This is a genomic window from Pseudomonas sp. SMV7 (genome assembly GCF_052041995.1).
In the GTDB taxonomy this organism is placed as follows: Bacteria; Pseudomonadota; Gammaproteobacteria; order Pseudomonadales; family Pseudomonadaceae; genus Aquipseudomonas.
Genome location: NZ_JBKGGT010000003.1, coordinates 69,382 through 95,869, shown reverse-complemented (window position 1 = coordinate 95,869; position 26,488 = coordinate 69,382). Strand labels below are relative to the sequence as shown.

At 63.5% G+C, this 26,488-nt stretch carries 26 protein-coding genes and 1 pseudogene; 14 read left to right on the top strand and 13 right to left on the bottom strand.

Annotated features, from left to right (window positions below; genetic code table 11):
* Positions 1–4 precede the first annotated feature (4 nt).
* Positions 5–778, top strand: a complete 774-nt coding sequence (locus tag ACLEJP_RS05165; protein WP_225779764.1) for a gamma-glutamyl-gamma-aminobutyrate hydrolase family protein — start codon at positions 5–7, stop codon at positions 776–778.
* A gap of 113 nt (positions 779–891) precedes the next feature.
* On the top strand, positions 892–2,433 hold the full coding sequence (locus tag ACLEJP_RS05160) for an APC family permease (RefSeq protein WP_440804757.1): 1,542 nt from the start codon (positions 892–894) through the stop codon (positions 2,431–2,433).
* Between the two features lie 124 nt (positions 2,434–2,557).
* Here ACLEJP_RS05160 and gmk read toward each other — a convergent pair whose 3' ends face one another.
* Both gmk and ACLEJP_RS05150 read right to left on the bottom strand, forming a co-directional pair.
* On the bottom strand, positions 2,558–3,178 hold the full coding sequence (gene gmk / locus ACLEJP_RS05155; protein ID WP_440804756.1) for a guanylate kinase: 621 nt from the start codon (positions 3,176–3,178) through the stop codon (positions 2,558–2,560).
* Positions 3,179–3,191: 13 nt separating this feature from the next.
* Positions 3,192–4,055, bottom strand: coding sequence for a YicC/YloC family endoribonuclease (locus ACLEJP_RS05150; protein ID WP_225779761.1), 864 nt, complete (start codon positions 4,053–4,055; stop codon positions 3,192–3,194).
* A 227-nt stretch (positions 4,056–4,282) separates the two neighbouring features.
* On the opposite strand from ACLEJP_RS05150, the gene rph reads away from it, so the two are divergent.
* Both rph and ACLEJP_RS05140 read left to right on the top strand, forming a co-directional pair.
* Positions 4,283–5,005, top strand: a complete 723-nt coding sequence (rph, locus tag ACLEJP_RS05145) for a ribonuclease PH (RefSeq protein WP_225779760.1) — start codon at positions 4,283–4,285, stop codon at positions 5,003–5,005.
* Positions 5,006–5,028: 23 nt separating this feature from the next.
* Positions 5,029–5,397 carry a DUF4870 domain-containing protein gene (locus ACLEJP_RS05140; protein ID WP_186671858.1) on the top strand — a complete coding sequence of 123 codons (369 nt, stop codon included), beginning with the start codon at positions 5,029–5,031 and terminating at the stop codon, positions 5,395–5,397.
* Positions 5,398–5,513: 116 nt separating this feature from the next.
* Here the strand turns inward: ACLEJP_RS05140 and ACLEJP_RS05135 are convergent, their stop codons facing one another.
* Positions 5,514–6,293 carry an exodeoxyribonuclease III gene (locus ACLEJP_RS05135; protein ID WP_003253401.1) on the bottom strand — a complete coding sequence of 260 codons (780 nt, stop codon included), beginning with the start codon at positions 6,291–6,293 and terminating at the stop codon, positions 5,514–5,516.
* 80 nt (positions 6,294–6,373) lie between these two features.
* On the opposite strand from ACLEJP_RS05135, the gene pyrE reads away from it, so the two are divergent.
* Positions 6,374–7,015 carry an orotate phosphoribosyltransferase gene (gene pyrE, locus ACLEJP_RS05130; protein WP_170033799.1) on the top strand — a complete coding sequence of 214 codons (642 nt, stop codon included), beginning with the start codon at positions 6,374–6,376 and terminating at the stop codon, positions 7,013–7,015.
* Positions 7,016–7,177: 162 nt separating this feature from the next.
* Here pyrE and argB read toward each other — a convergent pair whose 3' ends face one another.
* From argB to coaBC, 4 genes and pseudogenes are all read right to left on the bottom strand, one after another.
* Complete coding sequence (argB, locus tag ACLEJP_RS05125) at positions 7,178–8,083, bottom strand: acetylglutamate kinase (protein WP_170033798.1); 906 nt, start codon at positions 8,081–8,083, stop codon at positions 7,178–7,180.
* 30 nt (positions 8,084–8,113) lie between these two features.
* Positions 8,114–9,481, bottom strand: a pseudogene (locus ACLEJP_RS05120) (phosphomannomutase/phosphoglucomutase); the annotation flags it as partial.
* 144 nt (positions 9,482–9,625) lie between these two features.
* On the bottom strand, positions 9,626–10,081 hold the full coding sequence (dut, locus tag ACLEJP_RS05115) for a dUTP diphosphatase (RefSeq protein ID WP_225779757.1): 456 nt from the start codon (positions 10,079–10,081) through the stop codon (positions 9,626–9,628).
* Between the two features lie 5 nt (positions 10,082–10,086).
* On the bottom strand, positions 10,087–11,298 hold the full coding sequence (gene coaBC / locus ACLEJP_RS05110) for a bifunctional phosphopantothenoylcysteine decarboxylase/phosphopantothenate--cysteine ligase CoaBC (RefSeq protein WP_225779756.1): 1,212 nt from the start codon (positions 11,296–11,298) through the stop codon (positions 10,087–10,089).
* A gap of 128 nt (positions 11,299–11,426) precedes the next feature.
* On the opposite strand from coaBC, the gene radC reads away from it, so the two are divergent.
* The gene (gene radC, locus ACLEJP_RS05105; RefSeq protein WP_440804755.1) at positions 11,427–12,107 is read left to right on the top strand and encodes a RadC family protein; all 681 of its coding nucleotides are present in this window, start codon (positions 11,427–11,429) and stop codon (positions 12,105–12,107) included.
* Positions 12,108–12,230: 123 nt separating this feature from the next.
* Here radC and ACLEJP_RS05100 read toward each other — a convergent pair whose 3' ends face one another.
* A complete protein-coding gene (locus ACLEJP_RS05100) occupies positions 12,231–13,838 on the bottom strand; it encodes an ABC transporter substrate-binding protein (RefSeq protein ID WP_440804754.1) in 1,608 nt (535 codons plus the stop codon).
* A 361-nt stretch (positions 13,839–14,199) separates the two neighbouring features.
* Here ACLEJP_RS05100 and rpmB point away from each other — a divergent pair, with 361 nt between their 5' ends.
* Together rpmB and rpmG are read left to right on the top strand one after the other, a co-directional pair.
* On the top strand, positions 14,200–14,436 hold the full coding sequence (gene rpmB, locus ACLEJP_RS05095; protein WP_003258972.1) for a 50S ribosomal protein L28: 237 nt from the start codon (positions 14,200–14,202) through the stop codon (positions 14,434–14,436).
* A gap of 10 nt (positions 14,437–14,446) precedes the next feature.
* A complete protein-coding gene (gene rpmG, locus ACLEJP_RS05090; protein WP_003253507.1) occupies positions 14,447–14,602 on the top strand; it encodes a 50S ribosomal protein L33 in 156 nt (51 codons plus the stop codon).
* A 91-nt stretch (positions 14,603–14,693) separates the two neighbouring features.
* Here the strand turns inward: rpmG and ACLEJP_RS05085 are convergent, their stop codons facing one another.
* Complete coding sequence (locus ACLEJP_RS05085) at positions 14,694–15,053, bottom strand: cupin domain-containing protein (protein WP_112249410.1); 360 nt, start codon at positions 15,051–15,053, stop codon at positions 14,694–14,696.
* 196 nt (positions 15,054–15,249) lie between these two features.
* On the opposite strand from ACLEJP_RS05085, the gene ACLEJP_RS05080 reads away from it, so the two are divergent.
* Positions 15,250–16,743: an aldehyde dehydrogenase gene (locus tag ACLEJP_RS05080; RefSeq protein ID WP_186671873.1), complete on the top strand. Its 1,494-nt coding sequence runs from the start codon at positions 15,250–15,252 to the stop codon at positions 16,741–16,743.
* A 102-nt stretch (positions 16,744–16,845) separates the two neighbouring features.
* The gene (locus ACLEJP_RS05075; protein WP_440804753.1) at positions 16,846–17,985 is read left to right on the top strand and encodes an MFS transporter; all 1,140 of its coding nucleotides are present in this window, start codon (positions 16,846–16,848) and stop codon (positions 17,983–17,985) included.
* Positions 17,986–18,021: 36 nt separating this feature from the next.
* Here ACLEJP_RS05075 and ACLEJP_RS05070 read toward each other — a convergent pair whose 3' ends face one another.
* Together ACLEJP_RS05070 and ACLEJP_RS05065 are read right to left on the bottom strand one after the other, a co-directional pair.
* Positions 18,022–19,575 (bottom strand): phospholipase D family protein, encoded by a 1,554-nt coding sequence (locus ACLEJP_RS05070; RefSeq protein WP_440804752.1) that lies wholly within the window; start codon positions 19,573–19,575, stop codon positions 18,022–18,024.
* A 60-nt stretch (positions 19,576–19,635) separates the two neighbouring features.
* On the bottom strand, positions 19,636–21,066 hold the full coding sequence (locus ACLEJP_RS05065) for an aminotransferase-like domain-containing protein (protein WP_225779751.1): 1,431 nt from the start codon (positions 21,064–21,066) through the stop codon (positions 19,636–19,638).
* A 177-nt stretch (positions 21,067–21,243) separates the two neighbouring features.
* On the opposite strand from ACLEJP_RS05065, the gene ACLEJP_RS05060 reads away from it, so the two are divergent.
* On the top strand, positions 21,244–21,474 hold the full coding sequence (locus ACLEJP_RS05060) for a DUF1127 domain-containing protein (protein WP_296235016.1): 231 nt from the start codon (positions 21,244–21,246) through the stop codon (positions 21,472–21,474).
* Between the two features lie 34 nt (positions 21,475–21,508).
* Here the strand turns inward: ACLEJP_RS05060 and ACLEJP_RS05055 are convergent, their stop codons facing one another.
* On the bottom strand, positions 21,509–22,801 hold the full coding sequence (locus ACLEJP_RS05055; protein WP_440804751.1) for an NAD(P)/FAD-dependent oxidoreductase: 1,293 nt from the start codon (positions 22,799–22,801) through the stop codon (positions 21,509–21,511).
* A 148-nt stretch (positions 22,802–22,949) separates the two neighbouring features.
* On the opposite strand from ACLEJP_RS05055, the gene ACLEJP_RS05050 reads away from it, so the two are divergent.
* Entirely contained in the window at positions 22,950–23,303 is a 354-nt protein-coding gene (locus tag ACLEJP_RS05050; protein ID WP_186684038.1) for a YkgJ family cysteine cluster protein, read from the top strand.
* Positions 23,304–23,305: 2 nt separating this feature from the next.
* Here ACLEJP_RS05050 and dadR read toward each other — a convergent pair whose 3' ends face one another.
* Positions 23,306–23,794, bottom strand: a complete 489-nt coding sequence (gene dadR / locus ACLEJP_RS05045) for a transcriptional regulator DadR (RefSeq protein ID WP_003258963.1) — start codon at positions 23,792–23,794, stop codon at positions 23,306–23,308.
* 156 nt (positions 23,795–23,950) lie between these two features.
* On the opposite strand from dadR, the gene dadA reads away from it, so the two are divergent.
* Both dadA and alr read left to right on the top strand, forming a co-directional pair.
* Complete coding sequence (dadA, locus tag ACLEJP_RS05040) at positions 23,951–25,255, top strand: D-amino acid dehydrogenase (RefSeq protein WP_440804750.1); 1,305 nt, start codon at positions 23,951–23,953, stop codon at positions 25,253–25,255.
* A 146-nt stretch (positions 25,256–25,401) separates the two neighbouring features.
* Complete coding sequence (alr, locus tag ACLEJP_RS05035) at positions 25,402–26,475, top strand: alanine racemase (protein ID WP_440804749.1); 1,074 nt, start codon at positions 25,402–25,404, stop codon at positions 26,473–26,475.
* Positions 26,476–26,488: the final 13 nt, after the last annotated feature.

Here is a 26,488-nt window from a genome sequence, read left to right as displayed (position 1 = left end):
GCCCATGAGCGCAAATGCGGTCCCCTTGATCGGTGTCAGCGCCTGCCGCCAGCAGGTAGGGAAGAACCCGTCGCACACGGTGGGCGACAAGTATGTCGAGGCGGCCGGCTTTGCCGGCCTGCCGCTGATCTTGCCGGCGCGTGACGGTGGCAGCGACACGCAGGCGCTGCTGGCCCGTCTGGACGGCATTGTCTTTACCGGCTCGCCTTCAAATATCGAACCACATCATTACAATGGCGCCCCCAGCGCGGCGGGTACCCGGCACGATCTGGCGCGCGATCGCCTGACCTTGCCGCTGCTGCAGGCGGCCATCGCTGCCGGGGTCCCGGTGTTCTGCATCTGCCGCGGTTATCAGGAATTGAACGTGGCCCTGGGTGGCAGCCTGCATCAACGCGTGCAGGAGTTGCCCGGTTACCTGGACCACCGTGAACCCGAGGACGCGCCCCTGGAAGTGCAATACGGCCCTCGTCACCTTGTCGGCATCGAGCCTGGCGGGTTGTTCGAGCGCCTGGGCCTGGCGGCGCAGTTCGAGGTCAACTCGCTGCACAGCCAGGGCATCGACCGCCTGGCCCCTGGCCTGCGCGTCGAGGCACGGGCCCCGGACGGCCTGATCGAAGCGGTATCCATGCCTGCGGCGCCGGGCTTTGTTGTCGGCGTGCAATGGCACCCGGAATGGCGATTTACCGAAAACCCGGTCTCGCTGCGTCTGTTCCAGGCGTTTCGCGAGGCTTGCATTGCCTACGCAGCACGGGAGGGCGCACGGCAGAAGGCATTCTGACGTTACCCGAAGGTCTCGGATGACTGGTTCCCCGCAGCAAGCTTTCAATGAGTGAAAGCGGGCCTTGTGCGCAAGGCCAGTGAAAACAATTCCAAAATCTACGGCAAATACTCATGAGCGATTACACAGAAGCCGGCCGCCCACCCGACGTGGCGACCGACGCGGGCAACACCCAGCGCAGCAAGGGCCTGGCCAAAGGCCGGCTGGGCTTGCTGGCCAGCGTGGTGCTGGGCATTTCGACCATCGCCCCGGTCTATACCCTGACCGGCGCACTTGGCCCGACCGTGCGCGAGGTCGGCGCCCACCTGCCAGCGGTATTCATCGTCGGCTTCCTGCCGATGCTGCTGGTCGCCCTCGGCTACCGCGAGCTGAACTCGGCCGAGCCGGACAGCGGCACATCGTTTACTTGGTCGGCGCGTGCCTTCGGCCCGATGATCGGCTGGATCGGCGGTTGGGGGCTGGTAGTCGCCACTACCATCGTGCTGTCGAACCTGGCGGGCGTGGCAGTCGATTTCTTCTACCTGTTCCTTGGCCAGATCACCGGCCACCACGAGCTGGCGGCGCTGGCCGACAACCTGTTGATCAACGTCAGCACCTGTTGCGTGTTCATCGCGCTGGCGGTGTGGATCTGCTGTCGCGGCATGACCACCACCATGACCGTGCAGTACGGCCTGGTGGCGTTGCAGCTGCTCGTGCTGATCGGCTTTGCGTTCGCTGCCTTCGGTGAAAGCACCGCGCCGGCGGCGCTGGAATTCGATTTCGCCTGGTTCAACCCGTTTGGCGTCGAGTCGTTCTCGGCTTTTGCCGCCGGGCTGTCGCTGTCGATCTTCATCTTCTGGGGCTGGGACGTGTGCCTGACTGTCAGTGAAGAGTCGGTGGGCAGTGAAGAGGTGCCGGGCAAGGCCGCCACCTGGACCGTGCTGCTGATTCTCGGCCTGTATCTGCTGACCGCCATTGCCACCCTGCAGTTTGCCGGTATCAGCGAAGAGGGGCTGGGCCTGAACAATCCGCGTATCCAGGAAAACGTCTTCGCCCACCTGGCCGGCCCGGTGATGGGGCCGATGGCGATCCTGATGTCGATTGCCGTGCTGGCCAGTACGGCAGCCTCCTTGCAGTCGACCTTCGTGTCGCCGGCACGCACCCTGCTGGCCATGGGATACTACGGCGCGGTGCCGCAGAAGTTCGCCAGCGTCTGCCCGCGCTCGCAGACGCCGCGCTACGCGACCATCTGCGCCGGTGTGGCCGCAGGCCTGTTCTACGTGACCATGCGTACCCTGAGCGAGAACGTGCTGGCAGATACCATCACTGCGCTAGGCATGATGATCTGCTTCTACTACTCGCTGACGGCCTTTGCCTGCGTCTGGTACTTCCGTGACAGCCTGTTCGACAGCCTGCGCCACTTCTTCATGCGCGGCCTGTGCCCATTGGTAGGCGGGGTGATCCTGTCGGTTATCTTCGTGCGTACGGCTATCGACAGCGCGTCGCCGGACTTCGGCAGCGGCTCGCATGTGGGTGGGGTGGGGCTGGTGTTCGTGATTGCCGCGATCATCTCGGTGCTGGGGATCGTGCTGATGATGCTGTCGCGCCTGCGTGCGCCGGCGTATTTCCTCGGGGCGACCCTGCGTCAGCAGGCTACCTTGCCATTGCAGGAATAAAGCTGGGGGGCGCTATGCGCCCCTATCGCGACACAAGGCCGCTCCCACAAAAGCACGGCGTACGCCATCAGATGTGGGAGCGGCCTTGTGTCGCGATAGGGCCTCGAAGAGGCCCCATCGATTTTCAGCCGATCATTTGCTTCAGCAAAGCCGCATGGCGCTGTTGCTGCTTCTCCAGCCGCAGGCGATTGGAGCGGAACACCGCTTTCAGATCCTCCAGCGCCACGTCGAAGTCATCATTGATGATCACGTAGTCGTATTCGTCGTAGTGCACCATCTCGCTGACCGCTTCCTTCATGCGCCCGGCGATGATCTCTTCGCTGTCCTGCCCACGACCGTCCAGGCGCTGGCGCAGGGCCTGCTGGCTTGGCGGCAGGATGAACACCGACAAAGCCTCGGGCATCAGCTTGCGCACCTGTTGTGCACCTTGCCAGTCGATTTCCAGGATCAGGTCCAGGCCCTGGTCCAGCACCTCTTGCAGCGCACTGCGCGAAGTACCGTAGTAATTGCCGAACACTTCGGCGTGCTCGAGGAAATCACCCTTGGCGATCAACGCCTTGAACTCGTCATGGCTGACGAAGTGATAGTTCACCCCGTGCTGCTCGCCCGGGCGCATGGCGCGGGTAGTGTGCGAGACCGAGACGCGGATTTGCTGGTCGTCCTTGGTCAGGGCGGTGACCAAGCTGGTCTTGCCGGCGCCCGAAGGGGCCGAAACGATGTAGAGGGTGCCGCTGCTGTGGTTCATGGTCGGGGTGGCCTTACTCGATGTTCTGTACTTGTTCACGCATCTGTTCGATCAGTACCTTCAGGTTGACCGCCGCTTGCGTGCTGCGTGGGTCGAAGGCCTTGGAGCCGAGGGTGTTGGCCTCGCGGTTGAGTTCCTGCATCAGGAAGTCCAGGCGCCGGCCGGCAGCGCCGCCGCCCTTGAGCACCCGACGCACCTCGGTAACGTGGGTGCTCAGGCGGTCGAGTTCTTCGGCCACGTCGCTCTTCTGCGCCAGCAGCACCAGTTCCTGCTCCAGGCGCTGCGGGTCAAGTTCGGCCTGCAGGTCGCCGAAGCGGTCGAGGATCTTCTGCCGCTGTGCTGCCAGCATCTGCGGCACCAGGGCGCGCAGGGTGGTGACTTCGCTGGCCATCTGGTCCAGGCGTTCGTTGATCAGCCGGGCCAGTTCCTGGCCTTCTCGCTGGCGCCCGGCCTTGAGCTCGACCAGCGCTTCGTCGAAGAGGGCCATGGCTTCGGCATTCAAGGCTTGCGGGTCGCTGGCGTCGGCCACCAGCACGCCTGGCCACGACAACACTTCCAGTGGGTTCAGCGGTGCCGGTTGCTTGATCAGGCCGGCCACTTCCTCGGCGGCAGCGACCAGTTGCGCGGCGCGTTCGCGGTCTACCTTCAGCGGTTTGCCATTGCTGTCTTCGTTGAGGCGCAAGGTACACTCCACCTTGCCCCGCGACAGGCCCTGGCGCAGACCTTCACGCACGCCGCCTTCAAGGTCGCGCAGGGCTTCGGGCAGGCGCAGGTGCGGCTCCAGGTAACGGTGGTTGACCGAACGCAGCTCCCAGACCAGGGTGCCTTGGCTGCCGGCGCGCTCGACACGAGCAAAAGCGGTCATGCTGTGCACCATGGGAGTACCTCGCGTAGATGAATGAACGGTGGGAGCCTCTCGGCTGCAAGGCGCAGGATTGTAGCGCAGTGGCGCCTTTGCGCCCAATCCACCCATGTTACCGAGGGGCAGCTGTGGCAGCAGGAAAAGGCGACGGGCAGCGCCGCGCACGACAATAGGCATGTCCTCCCCGGGCCGCGGGCTCTATAATGCTCGGCAGATTCAAAGTCCCAGTACAGGTATCCCAGATGAAACGTCCAAGTGGTCGCGCCGCCGATCAGCTCCGCTCGATCCGCATCACCCGCAACTACACCAAGCACGCCGAAGGGTCGGTACTGGTCGAGTTCGGTGACACCAAGGTCATCTGCACGGTCAGCGTGGAGAACGGTGTCCCCCGCTTCCTCAAGGGCCAGGGCCAGGGCTGGCTGACCGCCGAGTACGGCATGCTGCCGCGTTCCACCGGCGAGCGTAACCAGCGTGAAGCCAGCCGTGGCAAGCAGGGTGGCCGCACCCTGGAAATCCAGCGTCTGATCGGCCGTTCGCTGCGCGCCGCGCTGGACATGAGCAAGCTTGGCGACATCACCCTGTACATCGACTGCGACGTGATTCAGGCCGATGGCGGTACCCGCACTGCATCCATCACCGGTGCCATGGTCGCCCTGTGCGATGCCCTGGCGGTGATCAAGAAGCGCGGCGGCCTGAAGGCCGGCAACCCGCTGAAGCACATGATTGCCGCCGTATCGGTGGGCATGTACCAGGGCGAAGCCGTGCTCGACCTGGACTACCTGGAAGACTCTGCGGCCGAAACCGACCTGAACGTGGTCATGACCAGCGCCGGTGGTTTCATCGAAGTGCAGGGTACCGCCGAAGGCGCGCCCTTCCAGCCTGAGGACTTCAATGCGATGCTGGCCCTGGCACAGAAGGGCATGGCTGAAATCTTCGAGCTGCAACAGGCCGCGCTGGCCGACTGAAGCCAGCCTGGGAGGTGCGGGGCATGAGCGATTCCAACCTGTCGATCACCCCGCCCAATGCCGAGGTCCGGCAATGGGCGATGTTCTGTCACCTTTCTGCGCTGCTGGGCCTGGTGGTGCCGCTCGGGCACCTGCTGGGCCCGCTGGTGCTGTGGCACCTCAAGCGCGAGCAAGACCCTTTCATCGATGCCCAGGGCAAGGAGGCGCTGAACTTCCAGATCAGCGTGACCATTGCCGGGTTCATCTGCTTCCTGCTGATGTTCGTGTTCATCGGGCTGATGCTGTTCGCCATGCTGATGGTGGCGGTGCTGGTGCTGATCATCATTGCGGCGGTGCGGGCCAATGAAGGCAAGCCGTATCGCTACCCGATGATCTGGCGGCCGATCAAGTAAAGCTGGGGCTGCCTTGCAGCCCTATCGCGACACAAGGCCGCTGCTGCAGGGGAATGCATAACCCTTGCAGCAGCGGCCTTGTGTCGTGACAGGGCCGTAAAGCGGCCCCAAGCCTTTCAGATGGTCAACGTCCAGTCATAGTCGACAATCAGCGGCGCATGCTGGGAGAAGCGCGGCTGACGCGGCAGGCGGGCATTGCGCACGAAGCGGCGCAGGCCCGGCGTGAGGATCTGGTAGTCGAACCGGTAGCCCAGGTTGAGCATCTCGGCCTGCTCGTTGTCCGGCCACCAGCTGTACTGGTCGCCTTCACGGCTGACTTCGCGCAGGGCATCGACGTAACCCATCTCGCCGGTGATCGCATCCATCCAGGCGCGCTCCGGCGCCAGGAAGCCCGGCGACTGCTGGCTGTCACGCCAGTTCTTGATGTCGAGCTTCTGCTGCGCCACGTAGAACGAGCCGCAGTAGATGTATTCACGACGCTTGCGACGCTGTTTGTCCAGGTACTTGGCGAAGTCGTCCATCAACTTGAACTTCTGGTTCAAGTCTTCGTCGCCGTTCATACCCGAAGGCAGCAGCAGGCTGGCAATACTGACTTTGTCGAAATCTGCTTGCAGGTAACGCCCGTAGCGGTCGGCTGTCTCGAAGCCCAGGCCGGTGATGACTGCCTTGGGCTGCATCCGCGAATACAGGGCCACACCCCCTTGGGCAGGCACCTCCGCGTCGCAGGCATAAAGGAAATAGCCATCGAGCTGGAAAGCTGGGTCATCGAGTTCAAAGGCCGAGGCGCGGGTATCCTGAAGGCAGATGACGTCGGCATTCTGGGCTTGCAGCCAGCTGAGCAAACCACGCTCGGCCGCAGCCTGAATGCCATTTACGTTCACACTGATGATCCGCATAAATGGCCCCAAAAATCTCGTGCGTGTATGATACCCGAGCTCAACCCATTTAGCTAAATCCGTGGTGTCCGGGACTATTCATGCAGCCGTATCAGCGCGACTTCATCCGTTTTGCCATCGACCGTGGGGTACTGCGTTTCGGTGAATTTACCTTGAAATCGGGGCGTACCAGCCCGTATTTCTTCAATGCCGGCCTGTTCAACAGCGGTTCTGCCCTGGCCCAGCTGGGCCGTTGCTATGCGGCGGCCATCGTCGACAGCAAGATCCCGTTCGACGTGCTGTTTGGCCCAGCCTACAAAGGTATCCCGCTGGCGGCAGCGACTGCCGTAGCCCTGGCCGAGCAGCACCAGCTCGACGTGCCATGGTGCTTCAACCGCAAGGAAGCCAAGGACCACGGCGAAGGTGGCAGCCTGGTTGGCGCACCGCTGGCTGGTGAAGTGTTGATCATCGACGACGTGATCACCGCCGGTACGGCTATCCGTGAAGTCATGCAGATCATCAACGCCCAGCAGGCCAAGGCCGCCGGCGTGCTGATCGCGCTGAACCGCGAAGAGCGTGGCAATGGCGAACTGTCGGCGATCCAGGAAGTGGAGCGTGATTTCGGGATCCCGGTTGTCAGCATTGTTTCGTTGACCCAGGTGCTGGAATTCCTCGCCGATGACCCGCAGCTGAAGCAGCACCTGCCGGCTGTCGAGGCTTACCGGGCGCAGTACGGGATCTGATCCTGGCCTGTAAATGAAAAAGGCGACCTTCTTGTGAAGGTCGCCTTTTTTTGTGTCGCCTGTTCCGGCCTCTTCGCGGGCATGCCCGCTCCCACAGGGTTGGCGCTATCCCTGTGGGAGCGGGCGTGCCCGCGAAGAGGTCATTGCAAGTTAACCGATCACTCAGCGCGGCTTGCGGTTGGTGATCAGGGTACCCACGCCGCTGTCGGTGAAGATCTCCAGCAGCACCGCATTCGGCACACGGCCGTCGATGATGTGCGAGCTGTTCACGCCACCCTGCACCGCATCCAGCGCGCACTTGATCTTCGGCAGCATGCCACCGTAGATGGTGCCGTCGGCGATCAGTTCATTGACCTGCTCGGTGGTCAGGCCGGTCAGTACCTGGCCCTGCTTGTCCATCAGGCCGGCGATGTTGGTCAGCAGCATGAGCTTCTCGGCCTTCAGTGCCTCGGCCACCTTGCCCGCCACCAGGTCGGCGTTGATGTTGTACGACTCACCGTCGGCGCCCACACCGATTGGCGCGATCACCGGGATGAAGTCACCCTTGACCAGCATGTTCAGCAGGTCGGTGTTCACACTCACCACCTCACCCACATGACCGATGTCGATGATTTCCGGGGTGGTCATCTCTGGCGTCTTGCGGCTGACGGTCAGCTTGCGCGCGCGGATCAGCTCCGCGTCCTTGCCGGTCAGGCCGATGGCGCTGCCGCCGTGGCGGTTGATCAGGTTGACGATGTCCTTGTTGACCTGGCCACCCAGTACCATCTCCACGACATCCATGGTCGCCGCATCGGTGACACGCATGCCATCGATGAAATGGCTTTCGATCGACAGGCGCTTGAGCAGGTCGCCGATCTGCGGGCCACCACCGTGGACCACCACCGGGTTGATGCCTACCGCCTTCATCAGCACGATGTCACGGGCGAAGCCGGTCTTGAGCTCCTCGCTCTCCATCGCGTTGCCGCCGTACTTGATCACCAGGGTCTTGCCGACAAAGCGGCGAATGTAAGGCAGTGCTTCGGACAAAACCTCGGCTACATGGGAAGCGGCATCGCGATCGAGGGTCATGCAGGGCTCCTGTAAGGAACAGATAGTCGGTCAGAACGGCAGTTGCAGCTTAGGCTCTACCCGCAGCAACTGGGCACGGAAAACATCCTTGATACGTTGCAATTCGGCGTCGCTGTCGGCCTCGAAGCGCAGCACCAGCACCGGGGTGGTGTTGGAGGCGCGAACCAGGCCCCAGCCGTGGGCGTAGTCCACCCGCACACCGTCGATGGTGGTCAGGTTGGCTTCGCCCCAGTCGGCGTCGCGTTGCAGTGCTTCAATGATGCTGAATTTACCCTCGTCGGTCACATCAATATTGATTTCCGGCGTGGAAATATCGTTCGGGAAGGCGGCGAACAGGTTTTCGGCACTCTGCCCGGCCTTGCTGAGGATCTCCAGCAGTCGCGCGGCGCTGTAGATGCCGTCATCGAAACCGTACCAGCGTTCCTTGATGAAGATATGACCACTCATCTCGCCCGCCAGCAGCGAGCCGGTCTGTTTCATCTTCTTCTTGATCAGCGAATGGCCGGTCTTCCACATCAGTGCGCGGCCGCCGTGCTGTTCGATCAGCGGGGTCAGGCGGCGGGTGCATTTGACGTCGAAGATGATCTCGGCACCCGGGTTACGCGACAGCACGTCCTGGGCAAACAGCATCAGCAGGCGGTCGGGATAGACGATGCTGCCGGTATTGGTCACCACGCCGACGCGGTCGCCGTCACCGTCGAAGGCCAGGCCGATGTCGGCGCCGGTTTCCTTGACCTTGGCGATCAGGTCCTCAAGGTTTTCCGGCTTGCCCGGGTCCGGGTGGTGGTTGGGGAAGTTGCCGTCGACCTCGCAGAACAGCGGGATCACCTCGCAGCCCAGGGCCTCGATCAGTTGCGGTGCGATCACGCCAGCGGCACCGTTGCCGCAATCCACCACCACCTTGAGCTTTTTCGCCAGCTTCACGTCATCGACAATCTGCTGGAAGTAACGGTCAAGGATCTCGACCTTTTCCACGCGGCCATCGGCGCGGCTCAGGTTGTTGGTTTTCAGGCGCGTCAGCAGGGCCTGGATCTGTTCGTTGGCCAGGGTGTCGCCCGCAATGACGATCTTGAAACCGTTGTAGTCCGACGGGTTGTGGCTGCCGGTGAGCATCACCCCGGACTTGCCAGCCAGCACGTTGGCCGCGTAGTACAGGGCCGGGGTGGGCACCAGGCCGACATCACTGACGTGGCAACCGGCGTCGGCCAGGCCCTTGATCAGCTCTTTTACCAGCATCGGGCCGGACAGGCGGCCATCGCGGCCAACCGAAACCTGCGGTTCGCCCTGGGCCAGGCTCTGTGCGCCGATGGCGCGGCCGATCCAGTAGGCGGTTTCGGCGTGAAGGGTCTTGCCGACTACGCCGCGGATGTCATACGCGCGGAAAATGCTGTCTGGCAGTGCTGCGGGTACCAGGTGGGCCATGTCGTTCATCTCTGGAAGCTCCATTAGTCAAAGGCTTACTGGGCAGGCGCAAACTGAACGCTTGGACGGTGGTTTTGCCAGAGAGTTCGCCATCCTTGGCCTGAACGGTCATCTGTCGGCTCAGTGGCTGCCAGAGTGGCCGAAACCGCCAGCACCGCGCTGGCTTTCATCGAACGCTTCGACAATGTCGAAATGGGCCTGTACCACCGGTACCAGTACCAGTTGGGCGATACGTTCGCCCACCGCGATGGTGAACGGGGTGTTGCCACGGTTCCAGCACGACACCATCAGCTCGCCCTGGTAGTCCGAGTCGATCAGGCCGACCAGGTTGCCGAGCACGATGCCGTGCTTGTGACCCAGGCCCGAGCGCGGCAGGATCACCGCCGCCAGGCCCGGGTCGCCGATGTAGATCGACAGGCCGGTAGGGATCAGCAGGGTCTGGCCCGGCTCGATGACGGTGTCTTGCTTGAGCAGGGCGCGCAGGTCGAGGCCGGCGGAGCCGGGGGTGGCGTAGGTCGGCAGCGGGAATTCGCTGCCCAGACGTGGGTCGAGGATCTTGGCTTGAAGAGCGTGCATGTAACTTACTGAACCTGATTGAGCCGTTCGGCGATGAAGGCGACCAGTTGCCGGGCGATCTTGCCTTTGCTGGTCTGCGCGAAGAGGGTCTGGTGCTGCTGGCGGTCGATCACGGTCAAGGCGTTTTCCTCGCTGTTGAAGCCGATGCTGGGGTTGGCCACATCATTGGCGACGATCAGGTCGAGGTTCTTGTCCTTGAGCTTGCGCGTGGCGTAATCGAGCAAGTGTTCGGTTTCGGCGGCGAAGCCGACGCTGAACGGGCGGTCGGCGCGGCCAGCGAGGGTGGCAAGGATATCGGGATTGCGCACCATCTGCAGCAGCATGCCGTCGCCGGTCGTAGGATCCTTCTTGAGTTTCTGCGTGGCAACGACTTCCGGGCGGTAGTCCGCAACCGCCGCCGAGGCGATGAACAGGTCGCACGGCATGGCCGCTTCACAGGCGGCGAGCATGTCCCGCGCACTGACCACGTCGATGCGGCTGACCCGGTCGGGGGTTGCCAGGTGCACCGGGCCGGTGACGAGGGTGACCCGGGCCCCGGCTTCTGCGGCGGCTTCGGCCAGGGCGAAGCCCATCTTGCCGGAGCTATGATTGGTGATGTAGCGCACCGGGTCGATGTTTTCCTGGGTCGGGCCGGCGGTGATCAGCACGTGCTTGCCGGTCAATGCCTGGCGCTTGAAGCTTTCCGCGGCGCACCAGGCCAGGTCGGTGGCTTCGAGCATGCGGCCCAGGCCTACGTCGCCACAGGCCTGGCTGCCGGAGGCCGGGCCGAATACCTGGATACCGCGGCTCTTGAGCAGCTCGAGGTTGGCCTGGGTGGCCGGGTCGCGCCACATGGCCTGGTTCATCGCCGGGGCTACGGCGACGGTGGCGTCGGTGGCCAGCACCAGGGTGGTCAGCAGGTCATCGGCCATGCCTTGGGCCATACGCGCCATGAGGTCGGCGGTGGCCGGGGCGATGAGTACCAGGTCGGCCCACTTGGCCAGTTCGATATGGCCCATGGCCGCTTCGGCCGCCGGGTCGAGCAGGTCCATGTGCACCGGGTGGCCTGACAGCGCCTGCAGGGTCAGCGGGGTGATGAACTCTGCACCACCACGGGTCATGACGACGCGCACCTGCGCGCCGTGCTCCAGGAGTCGGCGAATCAGTTCGGCGCTTTTGTAGGCGGCAATGCCGCCACCCACGCCGAGAACGATGCGCTTGCGATACAGCCGCTGCATAGGCTTGCCTTTTTCCAGTGAGAGCGGGCGACGACGTTTGGTAATGCCTGCGGCAGAACGTCGCATGTACGAGGCGAAATAGATTAACACAGGGCCGAAATCGGCCGCAGCAAGGGTAAAGGGACAGGATGAATATCAGGGAGTGGCCGGCTGAAGAGCGGCCGAGGGAGAAATTGCTGCAGCGCGGGGCCGGTAGCCTGACAGATGCGGAGTTGCTGGCTGTCTTTCTCGGCTCGGGCGTGCGCGGGCGCAATGTCGTGGAGCTGTCGCGAGGATTGCTGGTGAAGTTCGGTAGCTTGCGCCAATTGCTGGAGGCTGATCGTGAGGCTTTCGTCGGCGAGCTGGGGCTGGGCCCGGTGAGGTACAGCCAGTTGCAGGCGTTGCTCGAGATCGGGCGCAGGCACCTTGCAACTTCGATCGAACGTGAGTCTGCCATGGACAGCCCGGAAACGGTGCGGCGCTATTTGAAAGCCATGCTGCGACATGAAGTCAGTGAGGTGTTCGGCTGCCTGTTTCTCGATACCAAGCACAGGCCGTTGGCGTTCGAGATCCTGTTCCGGGGCACGATCGACCGGGCCAGTGTCTACCCGCGAGAGGTGGTGCGGCGTGCCTTGCTGCATAACGCGGCGGCGTTGATCCTTTGCCATAACCATCCTTCGGGCAACAGTGAGCCGAGCCAGGACGATGTGCATCTGACCCTGTCGTTGAAGCGCGGGCTGGCATTGATCGATGTGCGGGTACTGGACCACATCATCATTGGCGACGGCGAGCCGCTTTCGATGGTCGAGCATGGGTGGATGGTGGCTTAGGCACTTGTGCAGCCTGTCCCGGCCTCTTCGCGGGCTCGCCCGCTCCCACAGGTATCGCACCAACCTTGAGTGTTGTGCTGTCACTGTGGGAGCGGGCGAGCCCGCGAAGAGACCGGTGCAGGTTTACTTGGTCACTGAGACCTTGCTGAAATCCAGCCGCCCGAACGGGCTCACCTGGTATCCCTCGACATCCCGGCGCAGCAGGGTCGCCGCCGTCGGGTGCGCCAATGGCACCCACAGCGCCTGCTGCTGGATCAACGTTTGCGCCTGCTGGTACAGCCGGCTGCGCACGCTCTGGTCATTGGTTGTGCGGCCGGCGCTGATCAGCTGGTCCAGGCGGCTTTCGCAAAAGCGCGCGAAGTTGGTCCCGGACTGCACCGCCGCGCAGGAAAACTGCGGGCTGAGGAAATTGTCCGGGTCGCCGTTGTCACCTGCCCAACCCATGAACAGCAAGTCATGCTCGCCGGCCTTGGCGCGGCGGATCAGCTCGCCCCACTCGATCACACGGATTTCTGCCTTGATACCAACCTTGGCCAGGTCGGCCTGCAGCATCTGTGCACCGAGGCTGGGGTTGGGGTTGAGCAGGCTGCCCGACGGGCGGGTCCAGATCGTGGTGCTGAAGCCTTCCGCCAGGCCAGCCTTGGTCAGCAGGGCCTTGGCTTTCTTCAGGTCCAGCGGGTAGCCGGGCAGGTCTTTGGCGTAACTCCAGGTGTTTGGTGGGTAGGGGCCATTGGCGGCCACCGCGGAATCCTCGAACACCGCCTTGAGGTAGGCCTGCTTGTCGAAGGCCAGGTTGATGGCCTGACGCACCTCGGGCTTGTCCAGTGGCGGGTGCTGGCTGTTGATGGCGACGAAGGCCGTCATGAAGGCCGGGGTAGTGGCCACCTTGAGATTGCCATCCTTGCCGGCTTCGGCAATGTCCAGCGGCTTGGGCGACAAGGCCACCTGGCATTCGTCGCGCTTGAGCTTCTGCAAGCGGACGTTGGCGTCCGTGGTAATGGCGAAGATCAGCGGGTCGACCGCCGGCTTTCCGGCGAAATAGTCAGGGTTGGCGCGGTAGCGCACCACGGCGTCTTTCTGAAAGCGCTGGAACACGAATGGCCCGGTGCCGATCGGCTGGCTGTTGAGCTTCTCCGGTGTGCCGGCCTTGAGCAGCTTGTCGGCATATTCGGCGGAGTAGATCGAGGCGAAGCCCATGCTCAAGGTGGCGAGGAACGTGGCGTCCGGGTGGTTGAGGGTGAAGCGCACGGTGTTCGGCGCCGGTGCCTCGATCGCCTTGATCAGGCTGCCCAGTTGCAGCGATTGGGCATGTGGGTAACCCCCCGGTGCGGTCTTGTGCCAGGGATGCGCGGGGTAGAGCATGCGCTGGAAGCTGAACAGCACATCGTCGGCGTTCAGGTCCCGGCTGGGCTTGAAGTAGGCGGTGGTGTGGAATTTCACGTCATTGCGCAGGGTGAAGTCATAGACCAGGCCGTCGGCCGATACCGTCCAGCTGGCCGCCAGGCTCGGCACCACCTTGCCTTGCTGCGCATCGAACTCCACCAGCCGGTTCATCAGCACGTCGGCGGTGGCGTTGGTGGTAGTCAGCGAGTTGTACTGCACCACGTCGAAGCCTTCGGGGCTGGCCTCGCTGCAGACGCTCAGCGGGGCGGCCAGGGCAACGCCAGCGGCGAACAGGGCGCTGGCGGCGAACACGGAGTTGAACAATAAGGAAAGGGCGGCGGCACGCATGGTGGCTCCTTGGCTGTCAGTGGCCCATCTGCCAGTGCAGTCTGGAAAAGGCCTACCCTAGTGCGCCTGTCGGGAAATGACCACACCCTTTTTTACAAAACTGGCGACGAGCGGTCGACGGCTGGCGGGGCCTGCCGCTATGCTGGCCGGGCGCGCTTGGCCGGCGCCGGAAATGTATCTTCTGTTGTTGTGGCCAAGTCTTTCTGGTATAAAGCAGCGCTCTTTTCTAGGGGCTCGGCCTGTCGCGTCAGCGTATCCGGTCGGTAAGACCTCCAGAATCACGGCGCCCAGGCGCCAAAGACTGAGAGATTAAGCGGCCAACCCATGCCGGGTTGGGCATGTGGTTTTAGAGGGCTGAGTCATGTCGAGAGTCTGTCAAGTTACTGGTAAGGGTCCAGTAACCGGGAACAACATTTCCCACGCAAACAACAAAACCCGTCGTCGTTTCCTGCCGAACCTGCAGCACCACCGTTTCTGGGTTGAGTCCGAGAAGCGTTTCGTGCGTCTGCGCGTATCCGCCAAAGGCATGCGCGTCATTGACAAGCGTGGTATCGACGTAGTGCTGGCCGAGCTGCGCGCTCGCGGCGAAAAGTTCTAAGGAGAACGTCATGCGTGAATTGATCCGTCTGGTTTCGAGTGCTGGCACTGGCCACTTCTACACCACCGACAAGAACAAGCGCACCACTCCGGACAAAATCGAGATCAAGAAATACGATCCGGTTGTTCGCAAGCACGTGGTGTACAAGGAAGCCAAGATCAAGTAATTGATCGGCGACCTGAAAAAACCCGCTTCCGAAAGGAGGCGGGTTTTTTTATGCCTGCAGAAACCGGGGCTGCCAAGCAGCCCCCGGGGTCTTATTTCTGCTCGAACATCACATAAATCTTGCGGCAAGGCTCCAGCACCTCCCAGGTGCCCTTGAAGCCAGCCGGGATCACGAACCGGTCACCGGCGCGCAGGGTCTTGGCGCCGCCATCCTGGTCGCGCAGCACCGACACGCCCTGGACGATCTCGCAGTATTCATGCTCGGTGTAGTTCACTGTCCACTGCCCCACTTCGCCTTCCCATACCCCGGCGGCAAACTGCCCGCACGGGCTGGAATAGTGGTTATAGACCGCCTGGTCCGGCTCGCCCTTGAGGATTTTTTCCGCCGCGGGGCGGTAGCGTTCGGCCTCGGTGATGACCTGGGCGAAGTCGATGATGCTGGCAATGCTCATGGTTCGGCTCCTGTTTTTGTTTAATAAAATGCACATCAGTAGGCTTTTGAGGCTTCTGTGTCAAATATATTGATAGTTTGCCCGGCCTGGTTTAGGGTATTGCCTGCCAGTGTGCGCTCGTCGCCCGGCCAGAATTCTGACAACGCCTGCGAGTCCTCAGTGCGGCGTTGCACCTAAACAAGAGGAGGAGTTTCGTATGACCACCCTGACTCGTGCGGACTGGGAACAGCGTGCCCAGCAACTGAAGATCGAAGGCCGTGCCTTCATCAACGGCGAATACACCGATGCCGCATCCGGTGAAACCTTCGAGTGCCTGAGCCCGGTCGACGGACGCTTCCTGGCCAAGGTTGCCAGCTGCGACCTGGCCGACGCCAACCGCGCTGTGGAAAACGCCCGTGCCACCTTCAACTCCGGCGTGTGGTCGCAACTGGCCCCGGCCAAGCGCAAGGCCAAGCTGATCCGCTTCGCCGACCTGCTGCGCAAGAACGTCGAAGAACTGGCGCTGCTGGAAACCCTGGACATGGGCAAGCCGATCGGTGACTCCTCCAGCATCGACATCCCGGGCGCTGCCAATGCCATCCACTGGACCGCCGAAGCGATCGACAAGGTCTACGACGAAGTCGCCCCGACCCCGCATGACCAGCTTGGCCTGGTCACCCGCGAGCCAGTGGGCGTGGTCGGTGCCATCGTACCGTGGAACTTCCCGCTGCTGATGGCCTGCTGGAAGCTTGGCCCGGCCCTGGCCACCGGTAACTCGGTGGTGCTCAAGCCGTCCGAGAAATCGCCGCTGACCGCCATCCGTATCGCCCAACTGGCCATCGAAGCCGGTATCCCGGCAGGCGTATTGAACGTGCTGCCAGGCTACGGCCACACTGTGGGCAAGGCCCTGGCCCTGCACATGGATGTCGATACCCTGGTGTTCACCGGCTCGACCAAGATTGCCAAGCAGCTGATGGTCTATGCCGGCGAATCGAACATGAAGCGCATCTGGCTGGAGGCGGGTGGCAAGAGCCCGAACATCGTCTTCGCCGACGCCCCGGACCTGCAGGCCGCAGCCGAAGCCGCAGCCAGTGCCATCGCCTTCAACCAGGGTGAAGTGTGCACCGCAGGTTCGCGCCTGCTGGTCGAACGTTCGATCAAGGACAAGTTCCTGCCCATGGTGGTCGAGGCCCTGAAAGGCTGGAAGCCGGGTAACCCGCTGGACCCACAGACCACTGTCGGTGCCCTGGTCGATACCCAGCAGATGAACACCGTGCTGTCGTACATCGAGGCCGGTCACAAGGACGGCGCCAAGCTGCTGGCTGGCGGCAAGCGCACCCTGGAAGAGACCGGCGGCACCTATGTCGAGCCGACCATCTTCGACGGCGTGACCAATGCCATGAAGATCGCCCAGGAAGAGATCTTCGGCCCGGTACTGTCGGTGATCGCCTTCGATACCGCCGAAGAGGCCGTGGCTATCGCCAACGACACGCCGTATGGCCTGGCGGCTGGTATCTGGACCTCGGACATCTCCAAGGCGCACAAGACGGCTCGTGCCGTACGCGCTGGCAGCGTCTGGGTCAACCAGTACGATGGCGGCGACATGACCGCGCCGTTCGGTGGCTTCAAGCAGTCGGGCAACGGCCGTGACAAGTCGCTGCACGCGCTGGAGAAGTACACCGAGCTGAAGGCGACCTGGATCAAGCTGTAATCCCAGGGGGGGGCTGCACGGCAGCCCCAACGATAGCCGGGCAGGCTCACGCTGCCCGGCTTCGTCGTTTCTGCTGTTCGAATTTCTGCCTGGGAGGCTGCAATGCGTTGGGGGACCTACTTCGCCGTACTGGCATCGGTGCTCAGCGTCGGGCTGGCGCTCGGCGTGAGCATGCCGTTGGTATCCTTGCGCCTGGAGGCGTGGGGCTACGGCAGCTTCGCCATTGGCGTGATGGCCGCGATGCCGGCTCTGGGTGTACTGGTCGGCGCCAGCCTGGCCAGCCGCCTGGCCGGCTGGGTCGGCGTTCCTTCAGCCATGCGCCTTTGCCTGTGGGGCGGGGCGCTGTCGATCGGCCTGGTCGCCTTGCTGCCCAGTTATCCGCTGTGGCTGTTCTTGCGCCTGCTGATCGGCATGTCGCTGACCGTGGTGTTCATTCTCGGCGAGAGCTGGATCAACCAGTTGGTGGTCGAGCAGTGGCGAGGCCGCCTGGTGGCGCTGTATGGCAGCAGCTATGCCCTCAGCCAGCTGGCCGGGCCGTTGGTGCTCGGCTTTCTCGGCTCCGATGATGACTTTGGCTTCTGGGCCGCCACCGCCTTGCTGGTGGTGGCACCGCTGATTCTCCTGGGGCGTGGCGGCGCACCGAGCACCGAAGCCTGCAGTGTCACCTTCAGCGACCTGTTCGCCTTCTGCCGGCGTTTGCCGGTGATTGCCTGGGCCATCGCCCTGTTCGCCTCGTTCGAGGCGATGATCCTGACCTTGCTGCCGGTGTATTGCCTGCAGCAGGGCTTCAGTACCGAAATTGCCCTGTTCATGGTCAGTACCGTGGTGGTGGGCGATGCGGTGTTGCAGCTGCCTATTGGCGCACTGGCCGACCGTATGTCGCGACGTGCCTTGTTCACTGGCTGTGCGGTGACCTTGCTGGTGTCCAGCCTGGTCATTCCGCTGCTGTTGCAAACGCCGCTGATCTGGCCGCTGTGGGTGTTGTTCGGGGCCAGTGCCGGGGGTTTGTTCACCTTGTCGCTGGTGTTGATCGGCGAGCGCTACCGCGATGATGAACTGGTGCGGGCCAATGCCCATGTGGCACAACTGTGGGGTATTGGCTGCCTGCTCGGGCCATTGCTGGCAGGGGCAGGAAGCCAGTGGCTCAGTGGGCACGCGCTGCCGTGGCTGATGGCGCTGGGAGCTGCGGGGTTGGTGGTGTTGACCCGGCGGCGCGGGGCTTTCGAGCCTGCATCGGCTTGATGGATGCCTGGGGCTGTCAAGCAGCCCCAAGTCCGGTTACAACATCTTCTCCAGCCCGACCGCCTTGCTGATCCAGGCATTGAAGCGCCGCCATATTCCGCCCGGCTCGGAAGTCAGCATGTGCCGCTGGCCATTGTCCTCGGTCACCCACACCAGTTTGTCGCCCACCAGCTTCACCTGGTAGCTCAACGCAGGCGCCATACCCTGATGGGCCAGCTCGCGCGTGTACTCGGCCAGTTCCGGGCTGTCCACCAGCACGCCGACCTCGGTATTCCACAGCACCGAACGTGGGTCGAAGTTGAACGAGCCGATGAAGGTCTTGCGTCGGTCGAACACGATCGCCTTGGTATGCAGGCTCGAATCCGAGCTGCCGTGGTAGCTCAAACGCCCGGCGCTGGGGTCACCGGGTTGTCGACGCAGTTCGTAAAGCTGCACACCGTGCTCAAGCAAGGCCCGGCGGTAGGGCGCATAGCCACCGTGCACCGCCGGCACGTCGGTGGCTTCCAGCGAGTTGGTCAGCAGCTTCACCGAAGTACCAGCGTCGGCACGACCGGTCAGGTATAGCAGGCCCGGCTCGCGCGGCACGAAATATGCCGACATCAGAATTAGTTCGCGGTGCACGTTGGCCAGGTCCGGCGCCAGTTGCTGGCTCAGCAACAGTTGCGGGTCCGGTTCGTCGTCGGCCAGTACCTTGCTCGGCGCATCCCAGAGTGCCTGGGCGTGGGCCCAGATCAGTTCGTTGCGCCACACATCCAGGCGCGGCTGTGACTGGTAGGCCATCAAGCGGTCATACAGGGCTTTGCGTTGGGTCCTGGCTTCGGCCAGCGATACTTCCAGGCGCTGGCGGCTGGCGCGCAGGTCGCTGGCATCCGGGTCGTGCCAGAGGAAGTCGGTAATCGGCCGGCTGAGGGCACTGTTCCAGTACTGGTCGAAGCTATGCCCCAGTTGTTCGGCGATCGGGCCTACCCCGAGCAGGTCGATGTCGGTGAAATTGAGGTTGGGTTCGGCGTCGAAATACTCGTCACCCAGGTTGCGCCCGCCGACGATGGCCATGCTGTTGTCCACCAGGAACAGCTTGTTGTGCATGCGTCGGTGCTGGCGCGACAGGTTGAACAGGCGGCCCACGGCGCGCGTCACGCCAGTACTACGGCCCAGGTGCAGCGGGTTGAACACACGGATGTGAATGTTCGGGTGGGCATCGAGGGTGCCCATGATGGTGTCCAGGCCGTCGCTGGTGGTGTCGTCGAGCAGGATGCGTATGCGCACGCCACGGTCGGCCGCGCGCAGCAGTTCATGTACCAGGGCGCGGGTGCTGAGGCCGTCGTGAACGATGTAGTACTGCAGGTCGATGCTCGCCTGGGCGTTGCGGATCAGTTCGGCGCGGGCGCGGAACGCCTCGTTGCTGTTGGGCAGCAGGCGAAAGCCCGAGCGGCCGCTGTAGGGCGCGGCCTGGCGCAGGACCGAACGGCCGAAGGCCGAGTCGTTGGCAGGCAGCGCCTGGCTGGTTTCGCGGGGCGCGCCGACGCTGGCACAGCCGGCAAGGCCGAGCAGTAGCACCAGCAGCAGAGGCAGGGCTCGCTGGGGTCTCAAGGGTGGATCGTCCTGTGCAACGAAGGCTTGAAGGGTTGGACCGTAGCGGGCGGCGCAAAGTTACGCGCCAGCGTTTTCTTCATCCAGTAGACGAAGGGCGGTTTCACCGACCTTGCGCACTGCAGCTTCGACCTGCGGTGTCGGCCGCGCGGCGAAGTTCATGCGCAGGCAGTGGCGGAATTTGCCCGAGGCCGAGAAGATGCTGCCCACGGCTACCTGCACGCCTTGTTCCAGTAAAGCGCGGTTCAGCCGCAACGTGTCGAAATGTTCGGGTAGTTCCACCCACAGCATGAAACCACCCTGGGGCCGGCTGACCCGCGTGCCCGCCGGGAAGTAGCGGGTCACCCAGTCGCTCATCAGGTCGCGGCCACGCTGGTACTGGCTGCGCATACGCCGTACATGGGGCTGGTAATGCCCGGCAGCGATGAAGTCGGCAATTGCCAGCTGCGGTTGGCTGGCGGTGCTGCCGGTGCTGATGTATTTCATGTGCAGCACCCGCTCCAGGTAACGCCCGGGTGCCACCCAGCCGATGCGCAGGCCGGGGGCCAGGGTCTTGGAGAACGAGCTGCACAGCAGCACGCGGCCATCGTCGTCAAAGGACTTGAGCGTGCGCGGGCGCGGGTAGGTATAGGCCAGGTCGCCGTAGACATCGTCCTCCAGAATGGCCACGTCGTAGCGCTGGGCCAGGCTCAGCAGGGCCTTCTTGCGGGCTTCAGGCATGATGTAGCCGAGTGGGTTGTTGCAGCTGGGGGTGATCTGGATGAGCTTGATCGGCCACTGCTCCAGGGCCAGCTCCAGCGCCTCCAGGCTGATACCGGTGACCGGGTCGGTGGGAATTTCCAGGGCTTTCATGCCCAGGCCCTTGAGGGTCTGCATGGCGCCATGGAAGCTCGGCGAGTCGACTGCGACGATGTCGCCGGGCTCACAGACTGCACGAATGCTGCACGACAACGCCTCATGGCAGCCAGTGGTCACCACCAGGTCGGCCGGGCCCAGGCGGCAGCCAGAATCGAGCATCAGCCGCGCTACCTGTTCGCGCAGGGCGAGGTTGCCGTGGATGTTGTCGTAGTACAGGCCTGGCATGTCCTGCCTTCTGCTCAGCTGGGCGAGGCTGCGCAGCAGGGGCTTGAGGGTGGGGCTGTCGATGTCGGGCATGCCGCGACCGAGCTGGACGACATCCTGGCGCGGCGTGCTGCGTACCAGCTCCAGCACCTGCTCCCACTGCGAAATGTCCACCGGGCGCTGGGCCGGGCGGCTGACAGCGGGGAGAGCGGGCAACTGGCGAAGGTTGCTGACGAAGTAGCCGGACTTGGGCCGCGGCGAGACCATGCCGCTGTCCTCCAGCATGCGATAGGCCTGCTGCACGGTGCTCAGGCTGACCCCGTGCTCCACGCTCAGGGCGCGCACCGATGGCAGGCGCTGGCCGGGACGGTAGAGGCCCTGCTCGATACGGGCGCCAAGCAGCTCGGCGAGGTTCAGGTAGAGGGTCACGGCATACTCCTGTGCTGCATTGGCATAGCGACCGGTACAGTTGCATCGAAAATACAGCATTCAGTTGGCCGGCGGCCAATTCTGTATGGGAATAATAGGCCTGTATTGGATCTGTATTGCCGGTGCTTGTAGCGCGCATGCTTTCTCCACGGTATCAATCGAGCGGAGGATGCAGCGATGGGTGGCATGAGCGATGTGCGCTTGCAACTGTTGGCCAGGGAACTGGAAGCCGGGCAGCAGGCCAAGGTGTTCAACGCGCCGCAAGGGTTGGGGCGTTGGGGGCTGATGCTGCATCGCTGGCATACCCGCAGGGCGCTGCTGCAGCTGACTGACGATGAGTTGCGTGACGTCGGGCTGAGCTGGGAGCAGGCGCGTACAGAAGGGCGCAAACCCTTCTGGAAAGACTGATCAGGCAGGTGTCGCGCGGGCCACGCCTACGCTTTCAGATCAGCTCTTTCAGGCGATGCCACAGCATCCCCAATGCCAGCAACGGAGAGCGCAGGTGCTGGCCGCCGGGGAAGGTGAGGTGCGGCACCTTGGCGAACAGGTCGAAGCGCCCGCTCTCCTGACCGCTGATGGCCTCGCCCAGCAGTCGCGCAGCCAGGTGTGTGGCGTTCAGCCCATGGCCGGAGTAGGCCTGGGCGTAATAGACATTCGGCTGGCTGGCCAGGCGGCCAACCTGTGGCAGGCGGTTGGCGCCGATGCCGATCATGCCGCCCCACTGGTATTCGATGCGGACATCGGCCAGTTGCGGAAATACCTTGAGCATCTTCGGCCGCATGTAGGCGGCAATGTCCTTGGGGTCACGCCCCGAATAATGGCAGGCACCGCCGAACAGCAGGCGGTGGTCGGCGGACAGGCGGTAATAGTCCAGGGCTACCCGTTGGTCACACACCGCCATGTTCTGCGGCAACAGTGCGCGGGCACGTTCTTCGCCTAGCGGCTCGGTGGCGATGATGTAGCTGCCTGCCGGCAGTACCTTGCCGCCCAGTTCGCGGTTGAGGTTGTTGTGGTAGGCATTGCAGCACAGGACCAAGGTCTTGGCCCGCACCCGGCCCTGGGCGGTATGTACCTGCACTTCAGGGCCATAGTCGATGCGGGTGACCTCGGACTGTTCGAACAGCTTGACGCCCAGTCGGCTGGCCACGGCCGCTTCACCCAGGGCCAGGTTGAGCGGGTGCAGGTGCCCCGAGCCCATGTCGATCAGCCCGCCCGCATAGCAGTCGGCGCCGACCACGCTGTGGATATCGTCCTTGCCGACCAGGCGTAGCTCATGGGCGTAGCCCAGGCTGCGCAATTCCTCGGCGTCTTCGGCAAAACCCGGCAACTCGGCCGGTTTGTTGGCCAGGTCGCAGTAGCCCCAGGTCAGGTCGCAGGCGATGGCATGTTGCTCGATCCGCTCACGGACGATCTGCACCGCCTCCAGGCCCATCAGCTTCATGCTGCGTACGCCTTCCTCACCGATCACCGGGACGAACTGCTCCAGGCCATGGCCGACACCGCGGATCAGTTGCCCGCCATTGCGCCCACTGGCGCCCCAACCGAGCTTGCGAGCTTCCAGCAGGATGACCGAGAAGCCGCGCTCGGCCAGTTCGATGGCGGTGTTCAGGCCTGAATAGCCACCACCGACGATGCACACATCGGCGCTGTGCTCGCCTTGCAGGAAAGAGTGATCAGGGTGGGGCGCGCTGCTGGCGGCGTAGTAGGAGGCGGCGTGCTGCGCGCTGTGGATCATTGGCTCGGTCCTGAAGCTGATGGGCAAGGGGAGGAGGATAAGCCGGGGCTCTGGGGTGGGCAACCGCCCGGCCTGGCATACGCCGTCGCTGTAGGAGTGGCCCAGGTGAGCCTATAATCCGGCCAGGTTCCCTGTTTTGTATTCAACCATGTCCTGCAACCGCCACAAGATCCATTTCCTGCGCGAACTCATTCCTTCATTCGAGTGCGAACCCGGCTGCCATGACTGCTGCGGCCCGGTCACCACCTCGGCGGAAGAAATGGCGCGCCTGCCGCGCAAGTCGCAGGCCGAGCAGGACGCTGCCCTGGAGCGCCTGGATTGCGTGCACCTGGGCCCCAACGGCTGCACCGTCTATGAAGAGCGGCCGATGATCTGCCGGCTGTTCGGCACCACCCCGCGCCTGGCCTGCCCGCGGGGCCGTGGCCCGGAGCAGATGATCGACCCTGCCGCCGAGCAACTGGTCCATCAGTTCATTGCCACCACGCGCCAGGTGCTGGTCTAGCCTCAGTCCGGGATCGGCAGGCAGAGGCTTTCCTTTACCTCCTCCATCACGATGTAGCTCTTCGATTCGCGCACATGCGGCAGCTTCAGCAGGATGTCGCCAAGCAGCTTGCGGTACGAGGCCATTTCCGAAATGCGCGCCTTCACCAGGTAGTCGAAGTCGCCCGAAACCAGGTGGCACTCCAGCACGTGTGGCAGTTTCAACACCGCACGGCGGAACTCCTCGAAGGTATCCCCCGACTTGTAGTCCAGGCTGATTTCCACGAACACCAGCAGGCTGCCCTTGAGGTGCTGCGGGTTCAGGCGGGCGTTGTAGCCCATGATGATGCCCTCGCGCTCCAGGCGGCGAACCCGTTCGGTGCAAGGGGTAGTGGACAGCCCGACTTTCTCGCCCAGTTCGGTGAAGGAAATACGCCCGTCGTTCTGCAGGATACGCAGGATGTTGCGGTCGATCTTGTCCAGCTCACGCTTGCTCTGGTGCTGGGTTCGCATAGGGGATGCCCCTCCGTGAAAGGCGATCTTGCCGAGAATTCTCGCCAATAATAGGCTTTTATATAGTGAATTGCACTGCCTTCAAATTCCTATACTGCGCGCATCCATGCCATTTCAACAAAAGACTGCGGTGCGCCGCGTGCGAGGAATAAAACGATGCGAGTTCTGGTACTTGGTAGCGGTGTGATCGGAACCGCCAGTGCCTACTACCTGGCCCGGCAAGGTTTCGAAGTGACTGTGGTCGACCGCCAGCCGGCGGTGGCCATGGAAACCAGTTTTGCCAACGCTGGCCAGATCTCGCCCGGCTATGCCTCGCCCTGGGCTGCACCGGGCGTGCCGCTGAAGGCCATCAAATGGCTGCTGGAGCGCCACGCCCCATTGGCCATCAAGCTCACCGGCGACGTCGACCAGTACCTGTGGATGGCGCAGATGCTGCGCAACTGCACCGCCAGCCGTTATGCAGTGAACAAGGAGCGCATGGTGCGCCTGTCCGAGTACAGCCGCGATTGCCTCGACGAGCTGCGCGCCGAAACCGGCATCGCCTATGAAAACCGCAGCCTGGGCACCACCCAGCTGTTCCGGACCCAGGCCCAGGTAGACGCCGCTGCCAAGGACATTGCCGTGCTCGAGCAGTCCGGCGTGCCTTACGAGCTGCTCGATCGCGACGGCATTGCCCGTGTCGAGCCGGCCCTGGCTGGCGTCAAAGACATCCTGGCCGGTGCCCTGCGCTTGCCCAACGACCAGACCGGCGATTGCCAGCTGTTCACCACCAAGCTGGCCGACATGGCCACCAAGCTGGGCGTGGAGTTCCGCTTCGGCCAGGATATCCAGCGCCTGGACTTCGCCGGCGACCGCATCAATGGCGTGTGGATCGATGGCAAGCTGGAAACCGCCGACCGCTACGTGCTGGCGCTGGGCAGCTACTCGCCGCAGATGCTCAAGCCGCTGGGCATCAAGGCCCCGGTGTATCCGCTGAAGGGCTACTCGCTGACCGTGCCGATCACCAACGCCGACATGGCCCCGACGTCGACCATCCTCGACGAGACCTACAAAGTCGCGATCACCCGTTTCGACAACCGTATCCGGGTTGGCGGCATGGCTGAAATCTCCGGTTTTGACCTGTCGCTGAACCCGCGTCGGCGCGAAACGCTGGAGATGATCGTCAACGACCTTTATCCTCGCGGCGGTGACCTGAGCCAGGCCAGCTTCTGGACCGGCCTGCGCCCGGCGACCCCGGACGGTACGCCGATCGTCGGTGCCACGGCGTTCCGCAATCTGTTCCTGAACACCGGCCACGGTACCTTGGGCTGGACCATGGCGTGCGGCTCCGGTCGCTTGCTGGCCGACCTGATTGCGCGCAAGAAACCGCAGATCAGTGCCGAAGGCCTGGACATCTTCCGCTATGGCAACAGCCGGGAAGTGGCCAAGCATGGGCAGGCTGCGCCGGCTCACCAGCAGTAAGTTCGCCTGTACTGGCCTCTTCGCGGGCTTGCCCGCTCCCACAGGAACACCACAGATGTTGAAAACTGTGCAGTACCTGTGGGAGCGGGCGAGCCCGCGAAGACCCCAACACCGATTTCAACCCGAACCACCATAAGGCAGCCGCCATGCGTCCCGCCCGCGCCCTGATCGACCTCCAGGCCCTGCGCCACAACTACCGTCTGGCCCGTGAACTGACCGGTGCCAAAGCCCTCGCGGTGATCAAGGCCGATGCCTACGGCCATGGCGCCGTGCGCTGTGCCCTGGCCCTGGAAGCCGAAGCCGACGGCTTTGCCGTGGCTTGCATCGAAGAGGCGTTGGAGCTGCGCGCTGCCGGTATCAAGGCCCCGGTGCTGTTGCTGGAGGGCTTTTTCGAGGCCAGCGAACTGGCGCTGATCGCCGAGCACAACCTGTGGTGCGTGGTGCATTCGCTGTGGCAGCTGGAAGCGATCGAGCAAACCCAGTTGCACAAGCCGCTCACCGTCTGGCTCAAGCTCGACAGCGGCATGCACCGTGTCGGCCTGCACCCCAAGGATTACCACGAGGCCTACCAGCGCCTGCTGGCCAGTGGCAAGGTCGCGCGCATCGTGCTGATGAGCCACTTCGCCCGCGCCGACGAGCTGGATGCCGACGCCACCGCCCAGCAGATCGCCGTATTCGAGGCCGCCCGCCAGGGCCTGGCCGCCGAATGCAGCCTGCGCAACTCGCCCGCTGTGCTGGGCTGGCCGCAGGCACCCAGTGACTGGGTACGCCCAGGCCTGATGCTGTACGGTGCCACGCCGTTCGAAGTGGCCCAGGCCGAGGCCGAGCGCCTGCAACCGGTGATGACCCTGCAATCGCGGGTGATCAGCGTGCGCGAGCTGCCCGCCGGCGAGCCGGTGGGCTATGGCGCCAAGTTCATCAGCCCGCGGCCGACCCGTGTGGGCGTGGTCGCCATGGGCTATGCCGATGGCTACCCACGCCAGGCGCCGAATGGCACCCCGGTGCTGGTCGCCGGCAAGCGCACGCAGCTGATCGGCCGGGTATCGATGGACATGCTCAACGTCGACCTGACCGACATACCGGAAGCGACCGTCGGCAGCCCCGTCGAACTGTGGGGCAAGCATGTGCTGGCCAGCGAGGTCGCTGCCCAGGCTGGCACCATTCCCTACCAGATCTTCTGCAACCTGAAGCGGGTACCACGGGACTACTGCGGCGAATGAAACGCTGAAGCGG